General features: G+C 72.2%; 10 protein-coding genes. 5 read left to right on the top strand and 5 right to left on the bottom strand.

What is annotated here, in order from left to right; translation table 11 throughout:
- Positions 1-12 precede the first annotated feature (12 nt).
- Positions 13-1152 carry an acyl-CoA dehydrogenase family protein gene (locus AB0I15_RS09910; protein WP_358092418.1) on the top strand — a complete coding sequence of 380 codons (1140 nt, stop codon included), beginning with the start codon at positions 13-15 and terminating at the stop codon, positions 1150-1152.
- 62 nt (positions 1153-1214) lie between these two features.
- Here AB0I15_RS09910 and AB0I15_RS09905 read toward each other — a convergent pair whose 3' ends face one another.
- Positions 1215-1892: a nucleoside monophosphate kinase gene (locus AB0I15_RS09905; RefSeq protein WP_358092416.1), complete on the bottom strand. Its 678-nt coding sequence runs from the start codon at positions 1890-1892 to the stop codon at positions 1215-1217.
- A 207-nt stretch (positions 1893-2099) separates the two neighbouring features.
- Here AB0I15_RS09905 and AB0I15_RS09900 point away from each other — a divergent pair, with 207 nt between their 5' ends.
- The 3 genes from AB0I15_RS09900 to AB0I15_RS09890 all read left to right on the top strand — a co-directional run bounded on the left by AB0I15_RS09900 (position 2100) and on the right by AB0I15_RS09890 (position 8412).
- Complete coding sequence (locus AB0I15_RS09900) at positions 2100-3350, top strand: C39 family peptidase (RefSeq protein ID WP_358092414.1); 1251 nt, start codon at positions 2100-2102, stop codon at positions 3348-3350.
- Positions 3351-3532: 182 nt separating this feature from the next.
- Entirely contained in the window at positions 3533-3673 is a 141-nt protein-coding gene (locus tag AB0I15_RS09895; protein ID WP_358092412.1) for a hypothetical protein, read from the top strand.
- Positions 3674-3954: 281 nt separating this feature from the next.
- Entirely contained in the window at positions 3955-8412 is a 4458-nt protein-coding gene (locus tag AB0I15_RS09890) for a hypothetical protein (RefSeq protein WP_358092410.1), read from the top strand.
- Between the two features lie 66 nt (positions 8413-8478).
- Here the strand turns inward: AB0I15_RS09890 and AB0I15_RS09885 are convergent, their stop codons facing one another.
- The 4 genes from AB0I15_RS09885 to AB0I15_RS09870 are packed head-to-tail and all read right to left on the bottom strand — an operon-like array spanning position 8479 to position 13118.
- Positions 8479-9327, bottom strand: coding sequence for a carbohydrate ABC transporter permease (locus AB0I15_RS09885; RefSeq protein ID WP_358092408.1), 849 nt, complete (start codon positions 9325-9327; stop codon positions 8479-8481).
- Entirely contained in the window at positions 9324-10190 is an 867-nt protein-coding gene (locus tag AB0I15_RS09880; RefSeq protein ID WP_358092406.1) for a sugar ABC transporter permease, read from the bottom strand. The genes AB0I15_RS09885 and AB0I15_RS09880 overlap by 4 nt, the downstream gene beginning before the upstream one ends.
- Positions 10191-10242: 52 nt before the next feature.
- Positions 10243-11568, bottom strand: coding sequence for an extracellular solute-binding protein (locus tag AB0I15_RS09875; RefSeq protein ID WP_358092404.1), 1326 nt, complete (start codon positions 11566-11568; stop codon positions 10243-10245).
- Positions 11569-11603: 35 nt separating this feature from the next.
- Entirely contained in the window at positions 11604-13118 is a 1515-nt protein-coding gene (locus AB0I15_RS09870; RefSeq protein WP_358092402.1) for a glycoside hydrolase family 43 protein, read from the bottom strand.
- 307 nt (positions 13119-13425) lie between these two features.
- On the opposite strand from AB0I15_RS09870, the gene AB0I15_RS09865 reads away from it, so the two are divergent.
- Entirely contained in the window at positions 13426-14418 is a 993-nt protein-coding gene (locus AB0I15_RS09865) for a hydroxyacid dehydrogenase (RefSeq protein WP_358092400.1), read from the top strand.
- The last annotated feature ends 110 nt before the right edge of the window (positions 14419-14528 follow it).

The raw sequence follows: 14528 nt of genomic DNA, 5'->3' as shown, positions 1-14528 counted from the left end.
CAGGAGTGACCGATGACCGTCGACCGCCTGCTGCCCGACCAGGACGCCCAGGATCTCATCGAGCTGACCCGGGAGATCGCCGACAAGGAGCTGGCGCGCCGGGTGGACGAGCATGAGCGGGCGGAGACCTACCCGGAGGGGCTGTTCGCCACGCTGGGGGCCGCGGGGCTGCTCGGGTTGCCGTACCCGGAGGAGTTCGGGGGCGGGGCGCAGCCGTACGAGGTGTACCTGCAGGTCATCGAGGAGCTGGCGATGCGCTGGGCGGCCGTCGCCGTCGCCACCAGCGTGCACACGCTGGCCTGCTTCCCCGTCCACGCCTTCGGCACCCCCGAGCAGCGCGACCGGTGGCTGCCCGACATGCTGGCCGGGCACCTGATCGGCGGCTACAGCCTGTCGGAGCCGCAGGCCGGGTCCGACGCCTCCGCCCTGACCTGCAAGGCGGAGCGGGTCGAGAGCGGCTACCGGATCACCGGCAACAAGGCCTGGATCACCCACGGCGGCATCGCCGACTTCTACGCCCTGTTCGCGCGCACGGGAGAGGGCTCGCGCGGCGTGTCCTGCTTCCTGGCGCCGGGGGCGGCCGACGGGCTGACGTTCGGGCGGCCCGAGGAGAAGATGGGCCTGCACGCGGTGCCGACGACCAGCGCGCACTGGGACGGGGCGGTCCTGGAGCCCGAGCGGCTGATCGGCGAGGAGGGGCAGGGGCTGCAGATCGCGTTCAGCGCCCTCGACTCGGGCCGCCTCGGCATCGCCGCCTGCGCGACCGGCCTCGCCCAGGCGGCGCTCGACGAGGCCGTGGCGTACGCGAAGGAGCGGCAGACGTTCGGCAAGAAGATCATCGACCATCAGGGGCTCGGGTTCCTGCTGGCGGACATGGCGGCGGGGGTGGACAGCGCGCGGGCGACGTACCTGGACGCGGCCCGCCGCCGCGACGCGGGACTGCCGTACGGGCGGCAGGCGAGCGTGGCCAAACTGGTGGCCACGGATGCGGCGATGAAGGTGACGACGGACGCGGTGCAGGTGCTGGGTGGATATGGGTATACGCGGGAGTTCCGGGTGGAGCGGTACATGCGCGAGGCCAAGATCATGCAGATCTTCGAGGGCACCAACCAGATCCAGCGCATGGTCATCAGCAGGCATCTGGCCCGTTGAGGTTCGTCCTGGAGGGGGCTGGTGAGGGCGGCTGTACGGTGCCGCCCCCGAGTCGTTCGGGGTCAGCCGGGTAGGCGGGCCGGCTCCTTTTGGGATGGTGTGTACGGTGGGAGGCCGAAGCGGGTGCGGATGGTCTGCTGGACGGTGGTCTTGTCGGCCCTGGCGTCGATCGTCAGCACATACTCCTTGCGCCGGAACAGCTCGACCACCGGGTCGATCTTGCCGTGGTAGTCGGACAGCCGCCGGGCCAGGGCGTCGGGGGCGTCGTCCTCGCGGGTGATCAGGTCGCCGCCGCACACGTCGCACCGGCCCTCCACCTCCGGCCGGTGGGCGATGAGGTTGTAGTCCATGCCGCATCGCGAGCACAGCCGGCGGGCCAGGACGCGGCGGCGTACCTCGTCGTCGGGCAGGTCGAGGTGGACCACCCCGTCGATGTCGTAGCTCTCCAGGAAGAACTCCGCCTGGCGCCGGTTGCGGGGGAAGCCGTCGATGATGAAGCCGTAGTTCCAGTCGTGGAGCTGGAGGCGGTCCCTGACGACGTCCTCCACCAGGTCGTCCCCCACCAGCTCCCCCGCCGTGACCAGGCGGCGGACCTGGGCGCCGAGTTTGGTGTGGTTCTTGACGTGCCAGCGGAAGATGTCGCCGACGCTGATGTGCACGAGGTCGAGGTCGCCCGCGAGGAGCGCGCTCTGCGTGCCCTTGCCGCTCCCTTGTACGCCCATGATCACGTATTTCCGCATGTCCCACTTCCTGGGGGTTCATTTCATGTCTTGTGTCACCCTTCCCCAAAAAGTCGGGTGGTGTGGACGTCCGCGCCCAGGTGCCACGCAGTGCGGGCCGGGGCAAGCTCACCGGGGCCCCGGACTGATACGTAGATCTGCCGATGCTTTACCCACCCACTGTGCCTAGTCTCGGCCGCATCAAGAGGCTTTCGAGAAGGTGGGTACATGCGTGCGCTGACCGCGGTCCTGTCCTCCCTGCTCCTGGTCACGACCTTCACCGCTCCCGCCGGTGCCAGGGCACGACCGGCGGACGCGCCCCCTGACGTGGTCTTCAAACGGGCCGACTTCGGCTCGGGCACGTCCGAGGGCACGACGGCGGGCGACGGGCTGGCTTTCGGCTCCGCCGCCGGGACGATCTCCTACACCGACGCGCTCGGCACCAAGACGTGGGAGTACGCCCGCTGGACCGGCCCCGAGCAGGAGATCGGCTTCCCGGCCACCGAGCTGATCGCCTCGTGGACCGCCGACGTCCCGCCGGGGAGCTGGCTGCAGGTCGAGGCTCGCGCGCGCAACGCCGAGGGCCTGACGAAGTGGTATTCGCTGGGCCGCTGGTCCCACGCCGAAGGCGACATCCGCCGCACGTCGGTGGCCGGGCAGGGCGACGCGGACGCCACGGTGGCCGTCGACACGCTGGTGGCGGCGGCGGGCAAGCCCGTGAGCGCCTACCAGCTCCGCCTGACCCTCTACCGCGCGCCGGGCTCCTCGGTGACGCCACGGGTGCGTACGTCCGGGGTGATGAGTTCCAACGTGCCCGAGCGCAAGACCGTACCGGTCAGCCCCGGTGGCGGCGCCTGGGGGACGGAGCTGGCCGTGCCGCGCCGCTCCCAGAACATCCACCAGGGCCACTACCCCGAGTGGGACGGCGGCGGCGAGGCGTGGTGCAGCCCGACCTCGACCACGATGGTGCTGGGCTACTGGGACGAATGGCCGAGCGACCAGGACACTGCCTGGGTCGACCCCTCCGACCCGAACCCGGAGGTCGACTACGCCGCCCGCTACACCTACGACCACGCCTACGAAGGGGCGGGCAACTGGCCCTTCAACACGGCGTACGCGGGCCGCTACGGGATGGACGGCTTCGTCACCCGGCTGCGCTCGCTGACCGAGCTCGAGCTGCTGATCACGGCGGGCGTCCCGGTCATCACCTCGCAGTCCTTCAAGAAGGGTGAGCTGCCCGGCGCCGGATACGGCACCAACGGCCACCTCATGGCGATCGTCGGCTTCACCGCCGACGGCGACGTGATCGCCAACGACCCGGCCTCGCCGAGCAATTCGGCCGTACGGCATGTCTATCCGCGGGCGGCCTTCGAGAACGTGTGGCTGCGCAGCTCCAGCAGCGGCGGGGTGGCCTACGTCATCCACCCGCCGGACCACGCCCTCCCTCCCACCACCCCGGGCCTACCGGCCAACTGGTAGCCCCCCAACCCTGGTTCCAGGCTGGCGCACCACTTCGGCTGCGGCACAGGTCCTTCGAGAGGCGGGGAGGCAGGTGACCGGGCAGGAAGCGGGTGACCGATCGAGATGGGTGATCGGGCGGGGCGGGTGAGCTCCGCGAGGGGTGGGTTGGGCGGGGCGGGATGCGCGGCTTCGTTTCCGGCTTGCTTGCGTTTCGCCCCGTCTGCCGTGGCGCCTGCGGGTCACAGGTGCGGGTCCTGGAGGAGGAGAGCCTCAAGGGGTGCGGCTGGGAGGTGTGCGGGTCGGCCGGGTTCAGGCTCGTCGCGCCGGAGGCCGGGGCGTGATCCTGGTCCGCGCCCAGCCGGTCGCTGGAGCTCGTCCGGAAACGCGTCTTCGCGGTGCTCCCCCAGCACTCCCCCGGTGACCGGCCCCTCGACGGCCGCCGCAGACGTGCGTAACCTTACAACCGGGAACGGCGGTCTCTCCCGCCGTTCTCCTCTGCGATACGCGCCGATCGGGGGGTCGTCCGGCCCAGTCCGGCTTGTCCGTTGAGCTGAAGCTGTCGCCGCGTACGGCGCCCTCGACAAGCTGTGGCCGATTGACCTTCCACGCCGTGGAGCGCCGGATGACCGAGGACGAATCTGCGACGCTCGAGAAGACCCGGTTCGTGCGACCCCTCCGATGGAACGGTCCACCTCTGCTGCTGGCGTCCGAGGGCGTCAGAGTGCTGGTGGCGGGCACCGGGACGCACCGGGCCTCGTCGCGTCTGCCGCTGGTGCCCGCCGTGCCGGCGACCGTCAACGATCTCGGCACGTGCCTGGTCGAGCGGGCGGGCGTGGCGCCGGGAAACCTGACCGTGCTGCTGGACCCGGCGACCCCGGCCAACCTGGGTGAGGCGCTGGAGCGGGCGGCGCGCGAGGCGACGAGTGTGCTGATGTTCCACTATGTCGGGCACGGGCTGTTCGGGCCGGACGACGAGCTGCACCTGGCCACCCGGGCCACCGTGGACCTCGGGCAGGGGGTGCCGGGGTATCAGGCGCTGCCGTACGGGGTGGTGCGGCAGATCCTGGCGGCGTCGCGGGCCGAGCTGGTCGTCGTGGTCCTGGACTGCTGTTTCACCGGCGGCGGCGCGCGGCCGGTGGCGTCCAGGGCCATGGACAGGACCCTGGACAAGGTGCTGGACACGGCCTGGCCCGGCGCGTACGTGCTCGCGTCGTCGAGCAAGGACGAGAACGCCTGGGCGCTGCCGGGCGTCAGGCACACCGCGCTCAGCGGGGCGCTGCTCAGGCTGCTGAACGAGGGCGACCCGGCGGGACCGCCGGCGTTCACGCTGGACCACGTCCACCACCACCTGGCCCGTACGCTGCCCGGCGCCGGATTCCCCCGTCCCCGCCGCCAGGCCGGGGAACTGGGCGACCTGCCGCCGCTCGCGGTCAACCCCGCCCACGCGGGGCCGCGCGCCCGTCCGGGGCCGCCGATCGCGGCCCCCGGCGACCTGGACTGCCCCTACCGCGGGCTGGCCGCGTACGGACCCGAGCACGCCGAGCTGTTCTTCGGCCGTGACGACGAGGTCAGGTCGCTGGCCACGCGCGTGCGGCAGGCGTTCAGGGAGGCCGGGCCGCCGGTGGTCATCGGGTCGCACGCGTTCCAGACCGGCGGCCCGCTCGTCCTGACCGGCCCGGCGGGCTGCGGGAAGACGTCGCTGCTGGGGGCCGGGCTGATCCCGGCGCTGCGGGAGGAGCGCGGGCGGTGCGTCGTGCTGACCCCGGGCGCGCGGCCGGTGGCCGGGCTGGCGGCCGTGCTGGCGGGCCTGACCGGGAGGGACCCCGAGCGGCTGCGGGCGATCATCGAGTCCGACCCGGAGGCCGTGCGGCGCGGCGTCCCCCAGCGGTCGCTGGTGGTGGTCGACCCGTTCGAGGAGGTGTTCACCGCCTGCCCGGAGGAGGCGGAGCGGCGGCGCTTCGTCGAGGCGCTCGTGGAGTTGTCCCGGTCGGCGGCCGTGGTGATCTCCGTACGGGGTGACTTCTTCGGACGCTGCGCGGCCTACCCCGGGCTGCTGGAGACGATGCGGCGGCCCGAGATCGTCGCGCCCATGGACGAGGCCCGGCTGCGCAGGGTGATCGAGGAGCCGGCCGCGCGGTCGGGGCTCACGCTCGAACCCGGGCTCACCGAGCTGATCCTCGAGGAACTGCGCGCGCCGGACGGGACCGCGTACCCGCTGCCGCTGCTCTCGCACGCGCTGCTGGCCACCTGGCAGCGGCGTACGGGCGGGACGCTCACCATGGCCGGCCACCGGGCGGCGGGCGGGGTGGCGCGGGCCCTGGCGATGACGGGCGAGGAGACGCTGCGGCGGCTCGGGGCGGAGTCCGAGCCGGTCGCGCGGGAGCTGCTGACCCGGCTGGTACGCGTGGACGAGCAGGCGGACGGGCTGCGCAGACGGGTCCCGATCGCCGCTCTGAGCCCCGGCGCGGCCTCGGTGGAGGGCCAGGTGCTGGCGGAGTTCGTCCGGGCGCGGCTCGTCACCACGACCGGGGCCGGAAACCGGGGCAAGGACGAGGCTGAGCTCGCCCACGAGGCGCTCATCCGGGCCTGGCCCCGGCTCGGGAACTGGGCCGAGACCGCCCGTGCCGCCCTGGTCGTACGGCATCGCCTGGCCGAGGACGCGCGGATGTGGCAGCACGACGGCCAGAACCCGTCCTACCTGTACACCGACGACCGCCTCACCATCGCCCTGGCGGCGGTCGCGGAGCCGCCGGAGGCCGCGGATCGTGACCCAGGCGACGGCGGGGCCGGGCCGGTCGAGCGGGAGTTCCTCAGGGCGTCACGGCGTCGCCGGCGTCAGCGGTCGGTGACCGCCCGCGGCGCGATCGCCATCCTCGCGGTGCTCCTCCTCGTGGCGACCGCGGGCGGCATCACGGCCCTGCTGCGGACCAGGGAGTCCGGTCGCCTGGCCGCGGACGCCACGAGGCTGCGCGACCAGGCGCTCTCCCGCCAGGTCGCCGCCGGCGCCAACGCCGCCCAGGACACCTCGCTCGGCGCCCAGCTCGCCCTGAGCGCGTTCCGGCTGTCGGCCACCCCGGAGGCCCGGGGCGCGCTGCTCGGCTCGCTCTCTCGCCCGGTGGGGGCGCGGATGATCGGGCACGCGGCCCCGGTCGAGCGGGTGGCGTACCGGCCTGACGGGCGCGTCGCCGTCACCGCCTCCGGCGACTTCACCGCGCGGCTGTGGAACGTCGCCGACCCCCTCCGTCCCAAGAGCGCCGGCGTGGTCAAGGGCCACACGGGCAGCGTGGTGACGGCGGCCTTCAGCGCGAACGGCCGGGTCCTCGCGACCGGCTCCGCCGACGGCACGGCGCGGCTGTGGGACGTCACCGACCCCGCCCGTCCGCGCGCCCTGGCCACGCTCAAGGGCCACAAGGGCCAGGTGAGCTCGGTGGCGTTCGGTCCGAAGGGGGACGTCCTCGCCACCGTGTCCCGCGACATGTCGCTGCGGCTGTGGAACGTGGCCGACACCGGCGAGCCCCGGCAGCTCTCCGTCCTGCGGCAGACCACGGAGCCCACCAGGGCGGCCTTCAGCCCGGACGGCCGCCTGGTCGCGCTCACCTCCGCGGGCGGGAGCATCACGCTCCTGGACGTGCTCACCCCGGCCCGGCCCACCAGCCTGGCGGTGCTGACCTCGCAGGACGGCGCCGTCAGGAGCGTGGCGTTCGCCCCGAGCGGTGTCCACCTCGCCACGGCCTCCGCCTCCGGGACCGTGCAGGTGTGGGACATCACGGGCGCCAGGCTCGTCGGCACGGGCCGCGGGCACGCCGCCGCCGTCGAGGACGTCGCGTTCAGCCCGGACGGCGACGTGCTGGCCACCGCCTCCGCCGATGCCACCGTCGGCCTGTGGAGCATGGAGAACCCGCGCGAGCCCGAGCTCACCGCCACGGTGGCCGGCTTCCCCGACGCGGTGACGGGGGTGGCGTTCAGCCCGAACGGCCAGAACCTGGCCACCTCGTCGGCGGACGGCATCGCCCGGCTCTTCAACGTGGCCAACGCCGCCCGCGCCGCCCCCCGCGCCCGGCTCGCCGCCCACACCGGGCTCGTCAACGGGCTGGCGATCGCCGGGAACGGGCGCACGCTCGCCACCGCGTCCGACGACGAGACGGTCCGGCTCTGGGACATCTCCGATCCCGCGGTGGCCGCGCCGCAGTCCACCCTGACCGGGCACACCGGTCTCGTCCTGGCGGCCGCCTTCAGCCCCGACGGCCGCCGCCTGGTCACGGCCTCCCTCGACGCCACGGCCAAGATCTGGGACGTCTCCAAGCCCGCCACGCCGAAACTCCTCGCCACGCTCACCGGGCATACGGGCGGGGTACGCTCGGTCGCGTACGGGCCCGGCGGCAAGACGGTGGTGACCACGGGACGGGACGGCGAGGCGCGGCTGTGGAACGTCGCCAAGCCCGCCGCCCCGAAGCAGGTGTCCTCGCCCGGCGGCACCGACGGGCGGCTGAACGTGGCCGTGTTCCGGCCGGACGGCCGCGTCCTGGCGACCGGCTCGGGCACCTCGTCGGTACGCCTCTACGACGTGTCCAAGCCCGCCCGGCCACGCGCCCTGTCCGGCTTCGCCGCCCACCCCGGCGGCGTGCTCGACCTGCGCTTCAGCCCCGACGGCAGGACGCTGGCCACGGCGGCGTCGGACGGCGCCGCCCGCCTGTGGGACGTCACCCGTCCCGAGCGGCCGAGGCGCGTGGCCGAGCTGCCCGGCCACACCGCGGACGTGACGGGCCTGGCCTTCAGCTCCGACGGCCGCACGCTCGCCACGTCGTCGCAGGACATGACCGTCCGGGTGTGGAACGTCGCCAACCCCGCCGCCCCGTCGCTCTGGGCGGTGCTGGCCGGGCGCGGCGCGGTGACGGACGTGGAGTTCGGCGCGGACGGCACGGTCCTGGCCGGCGCCACCGACCGGGCCGCCCAGTTGTGGGGGCTGAACGTGGAGCAGGCGAGCGCGAACGTCTGCGAGGCGTCGGGCACGTCGATCACCCGGGCGGAGTGGGCGAGGTACGTCCCGGGCCGTCCCTACACGCCGCCCTGCCCCGCCTGACCCGATAAATAAAGACGTCGGAGCCGGATTCGTGGGCGGCGAGCCAGCCCCGGTGCCGCCCGCGGATCATTTGAGGCTGCCCAGGGTGACACCCGACTGCCAGTAGCGGCGCATCGCGATCATGAAGACGGCGAGCGGGACGATGGCGAGCAGGGAGCCGGTGAGCACGAGGGCGGTCAGGTCGGTCTCGGCCTCGGTGCGCTGCAGGTTCCAGGCGTACAGGCCGAGGCTGAGAGTCCACTTGTCCTCTCCGCGCAGCATGGTCAGCGGCAGGTAGAAGCCGTTCCAGTTGCTCACGAACGCGAGCAGGAACACGGTGGCGGCGCCCGTGGTCATGAGGCGGGTGACGATCTGGAAGAAGATCCGCAGCTCGCCGGCGCCGTCCACGCGGGCGGCCTCGAGCAGTTCGGGCGGTACGGCGCCGTCCACGTACACCTTCGACAGGTAGACCGAGAACGGGCTGATGAAGGCCGGCAGCAGCACCGCCCACACGGTGTCGACCAGGCCGAGCTTGGCGAACAGCAGGTAGAGCGGCATGGTCAGCATGGCGCCGGGGATCAGGAACGAGCCGATCACCAGGGCCAGGCCGGCGCCCCGGCCGCGGAAGGAGAAGCGCGACAGCGAGTAGCCGGCGGCCAGGGAGATCAGGGTGCAGACGGCGGCGCCGACGCCGGCGTACAGGAAGCTGTTGAGCACCCAGCGCAGGAAGATGCCGTCGCCGTAGGTGAAGACCTGTTCCAGGTTGCGGCCCAGGTTGAAGTCGGCGAACCAGAGCCCGTTGCCGTAGAGCATGTCGGTCTGGGACTTGGTGGCCGAGACCACCAGCCACCAGACGGGCGCGACCGAGTAGAGGGCGAACAGGCCCAGGCCGAACAGGATGAGCACCTGCGAGGTGCGTGACTGGGTGGCTCTCATGGTCGCTGGGCCCTGTTCGTGACGCGGTAGAAGATCATGGAGATGACGCCGACGACCACCGCCAGAATGATCGACAGCGCGGCGGCGTAGTTGTAGTCGTTGCCGTCGAAGGCCTCGTAGTAGATCAGCATGATCGGGGTGAAGTCCTTGGTGACGACCTCGGGCACCACGTTGCGGAACAACAGCGGCTCGTTGAAGATCTGCAGCATGTGGATGATCGACAGCATGCCGGTCAGCACGAGCGCGCCCCGCACGTACGGGATCTTGATGGACAGCGCGACGCGCAGCTCCGAGGCGCCGTCCATGCGGGCGGCCTCGAAGATCTCGCGCGGCACCGACTGCAGCGCCCCGTAGACGATGAGCATGTTGAACCCGGCGCCCACCCAGGTGAGCAGGTTGCCCATGGAGACCCAGATCAGCTCGGAGGCGAAGAAGTCGATCCCGGTCACGTCGATGAGCGGGCCCAGGCGGGGGCTGTAGATGTACATCCACATGAGCGCCGCCACGATCCCGGGGATCATGTACGGCACCAGGAACGCCAGCCGGTACCGATGCGCGACCGGCCTGGTGACCGCGTCGAGCAGCAGCGCCATCGTGAGCGACAGCGCCAGCATGATCGGGATCTGGACGGCCGCGAAGAGGCTCACCCTGCCCACGGCCGCCCAGAAGGTGGTGTCGGACAGGCCGCGGGCGAAGTTGCCGAACCCGGTGAACACCTCCTGCCGGGGCCCGATGCCGAGCCCCGAGGTGCGCATGGTGAACAGGCTCTGGTAGGCGGCGTACAGCAGCGGGAGCACGAACAGGCAGGCGAAGCCGATGAAGAACGGCGCGGAGAAGGCCGCGCCCTTGCGCCGAGTGGACATGAGGGGTTCCTTGGCCAGGCGTGAGGGAGCCGCGACGGCCCCCTCACGGCGCTCATCCGACGACCTTGACGCCCTTGCGCCTCAGGTCCTCGACCGTCCACCGCTGCATGTGGGTGAGCACGTCCTCGACCTTCATCTCGCCGTTCATGGCCTTGCCCCACTTGTCGGCCAGTTCCTCGTACATGGCGGTGGAGTTGGGCCCGTACACCCAGCCGTCGGCGAAGCGGGCCGAGTCGGCGATCACCTTCTTGCCGGCCTCGGCGTGCTCGCCCCAGAGCTGCTTGGGCACCACCGCGTCCAGGAACGGCGCCGGGTCGGCGACGGCCGGGTACCAGCCGGAGCCGGCCACCGGGTCGGCCATCGCGGCCACGGACGCGCGGTCGGTCGCCAGCCAGAGCGCCGCCTCGGCCGCCTTCGCGGTGTCCTTGCACAGCGACGGCACCGCCAGCGCGCCGGTGTCGGCGGCGGAGACGGGGGCGCTCTGGCCCCTGACGACGAGGTTGGGGCCGGCCTCCCACTTGCCGAGGGAGTCCTTCATGTTGCGCTGGTGGCCGGCGAGCTGCCAGGTGGAGACCTGGCGCATGGCGATCTTGCCCTGGTCGTACTCCTGCATCATGGCGGCGTACTCGGCGTAGGAGATCTTCTCGACGAGGTCGTCGTCGAGGAGCCGCTGCATGATGCCGGCCGACCACTTCGACGCGTCGTCGGTGAAGTCGATCTTCCAGGCGTCGCCCTGCACGGAGTACCAGCGGGCGCCCGCCTGCCAGGCCAGCCCCATCATGGTCGAGGGGTCCTCGCCGGCCAGGTTGAAGACCGCGATGCCGTCCTTCTTCAGGTGCTTCTTGCCGATCTCGATGAGCTCCTCCCACGTCGTGGGGTACTTCAGCCCGCGCTCGGCGAAGATCGGCTTGTAGTACATGCTGAACAGCGGGTCGCGCTTGTCCGGCACGCCGTACGTGATCCCGGCCAGCGTCAGCGCCTCGACCCCGCCCGGGGAGAACGTGGCCGCGCTCCCGCCCACCTCCTTGGTGAGGTCCTTGATCACGCCCTCGGCGAGGAGCTGGCCGCCGTTGCGGTTGTCGGTCTGGGCGATGCACGGCATGGCCGCCCCGTCGCCGGCCTTGTGCGCGTTGCGCAGGTTCTTGACCAGGTCGGCGGCGGGCACCTTGACGTACCTGAGCCGTACGTCCTCGTGCGCGGCGTTGAACGCGGCGACCGCGGCCTCCGAGCCCTGCTTGTCGGTCCAGTAATCCAGCGTGACCGGCCCCGGTCGCCCCTGGCCGACGGGCGGGGCCGCCGTTCCCTGGCCGCACGCCGCCAGGCTCAGCGCCGTCATGGTCAGTACGGCGGCCGTGGCAGGCCATCGCGGGATCGTCATGTGTACTCCTCGGGGGGGTTATGTGAGCGTGAACATCACAGCGCGTGGTAAGTCGTGTCGTGGTAGACGGCCCGGCAGCCCTCGCCCGCGAGGTCCTGCACCCACAGGCCGGCGAAGGCGCCGGTGAAGCCGAAGGAACGGATCTGGCCGTCGATGATCTCGTCGGCGTACTCGTCGGACAGGGTGGTGGCGTCCAGTTCCACGGGGATGGTCGTGCCGTCGCAGGAGAAGCGCAGCACGGGGCCGTCGAACTCGAGCCCGAGCCGGGTCGCGGGCCCGCCGGTGGGGTGGCCGGTGGGGTGGCCGGTGGGGTGGCCGGTGAAGTGGATCGTGCGGGCGCCGCGGTCGCTGCCGGTCAGGACCAGGCCGCCGGTGGTGAGCGCGAGGTGGTACCAGGTGCGGGAGTTGTAGTAGGCGGCGATCCCGGCGGACTGGTGCACGCTGCCGGGTTCGAAGGTGACGGTCGTCTCGAGCGTGCACCTGCCGCCGGTCACGGGGCGGGCGACGAGGCTGGGGGCGCGCAGCCCGTACGGGGACTGGCCGCCCTCGATCGTGATCCGGTCGCCGTCGAAGCGCACCCAGTCGGGCGAGGCGGGCCGGCGCAGCGTGCTCCACCCGTACCCGGCCGCCGGCTCCCACGGATGCGGCGGGAGGGCGGGCGCGGGCACCTCGACGGCGGGCACTCCCCCGGTCACCCGGGGCCAGCCGTCCTCCCACTCGACCCGCTGGATCGCGCTCTCCCGGCCCAGCACGCACCTGCCCCGGGGTGTGACGGGCCGCGCGGCCAGGTGGGCGAGGTACCACTCGCCGCCCTGGGTCTCGACCAGGCACCCGTGCCCGGCCTTCTGCAGCTCCAGGGTGGGGTCGTGGCGGGAGGTGAGCATCGGCCCGGCGGGGTCGTCCTCGTACGGGCCGTCGAGCGAGCGCGAGCGCAGCACGCTCACGCGGTGCTCGTAGCCGGTGCCGCCCTCGGCGACCATCAGGTAGTACCAGCCGCCGACCCGGTAGATGTGCGGCCCCTCGGTCACGCTCCGGTTCTCGAGGATCAGCCGCGGCTTGCCGCCCGCGGCCAGCGGCTGCAGCTCGATCCCGGCGAAGCCGTGCCCGGGGCGGGAGTCGAAGACCATGTTCAGCAGGTACGAGCCGCCGTCGTCGTCGTGGAAGAGCGCGGCGTCGAACCCCCGCCCCGGCAGCCTGACCGGGTCCGACCACGGCCCCTCGATGGCGGGCGCGGTGACGAGGTGGTTGGCGATGTCCTTGAAACCGTGGCCGTAGTTGTCCATCACGCCGTACACCAGGTGGAACAGCCCGTTGGCGTACGTCAGGTCGGGCGCCCACACGCCGCCGGAGTCGGGCACGCCGGACAGGTCGAGCAGCCTGCGCTCGCCGAGCAGCCCGCCCAGGGGCCGCCAGTGGACCAGGTCGCGCGAGTGGTGGACGCGGACGCCCGGATACCACTCGAACGTCGAGGTGGCCAGGTAGTAGTCGTCGCCGACGCGCAGGATGGACGGGTCGGGGTGGAAGCCGGGCAGGACGGGGTTGCGGATCATCGGGTCTCCACGGAACGGGGTTCGGACGCGGCCGGGTCGAGCCGCGTACGCAGCCTGGAAGCGCGGTGGATCATCGTGGCGGCCGGTGGTCCCTGATGTTCATGCGTTGCCTCCAGTGACAGAAACCGATCGCTGCGAACGCTACGACTCCTCACCATCCACCACAAGAACGCGTTACCGACACGTTACATTTATCAACATGAACCCAGTTCGACGGGCATCTCTCCACCACCGTTGACCAGAACACCGAGCACTCCTACGGTAGAGACCGGTTTCTATGACGTTTCCGAATGGAAGGCCCAGCCCCGTGCTTCACCGCCCCAAGGCGCTGTTCGCCATGCGCGCGGAACACCTCGCGACGCTCTTCCCCGCGCCCGCCATGGCGCGGTTGCTGAGCATCGCCGACATCGACGTGTCGCTGGTCGCGGAGCGCTTCGACGATCCGCGCCTGGCCCAGGTGCTCCCCGGCGTGGAGGTCCTGATCACCGGCTGGGGCTGCCCGCCGCTCGACGAGACGGTGCTGGCCGCCGCGCCCCGGCTGCGGGCCACCCTGCACGCCGGGGGCTCGGTGAAGGGCCTGATCAGCCCCGCCTGCTGGGACCGCGGGCTGCTCGTCTCCTCGGCCGCCGACGCCAACGCCGTGCCCGTGGCCGAGTACACCGTCGGCGCCGTCCTGCTGGCCGGCAAGGGCGTGTTCACGCTGCGCGAGGACTACCGCCGCCGGCGCTGGTTCCCGCTGGGCGAGGTGCACCCCTCCGTCGGCAACCACGGCCGCAGGGTCGGCGTGGTCGGCGCCTCCCGCATCGGCCGCCGGGTGATCGACCTGCTGGCGCCGCACGACCTCGAACTGTGCCTGTACGACCCGTACACGCGGGTCGAGGGGGTCGAGCAGGTCGGCCTGGAGGACCTGTTGCGCTCGTGCGACATCGTCAGCCTGCACGCCCCCGCCACCGACGAGACCCGGCACATGCTCGACCGGCGGCGCCTCGCGCTCATGCCGGACGGCGCGGTGCTCATCAACACCGCGCGCGGCTCCCTGGTGGACACCGACGCGCTGGTCGCCGAGCTGCGCACCGGCCGGCTGTCGGCCGTCCTCGACGTGACGGACCCCGAGCCCCTGCCCTCCGGCTCCGCCCTGTACGACCTGCCGAACGCCTTCCTGACCCCCCACATCGCCGGTTCCCAGGGCAACGAACTGGCCAGGATGGGCGCCGCCGTCCTCGACGAATTGGAGCGGCTGGCCGCCGGTTCTCCCCTCGCCCACCAGGTGTCCCACGACGACCTCGACCGGGTCGCCTGACCCCGTGAAAGTGGAGCTACGGCGGGATGCCGACCCGATCGCGACACCCCTAGACTTCGGTCAGGTGTCGAAGACCGTGAAGGGCCGCCCTTGTCGCGAAAAGTAAGCAC

This window comes from Nonomuraea sp. NPDC050643 (assembly GCF_040654715.1).
Lineage (GTDB): Bacteria > Actinomycetota > Actinomycetes > Streptosporangiales > Streptosporangiaceae > Nonomuraea.
Note: the sequence above shows the minus strand (reverse complement) of the source record. Positions and strands in the feature narration are given on the sequence as shown.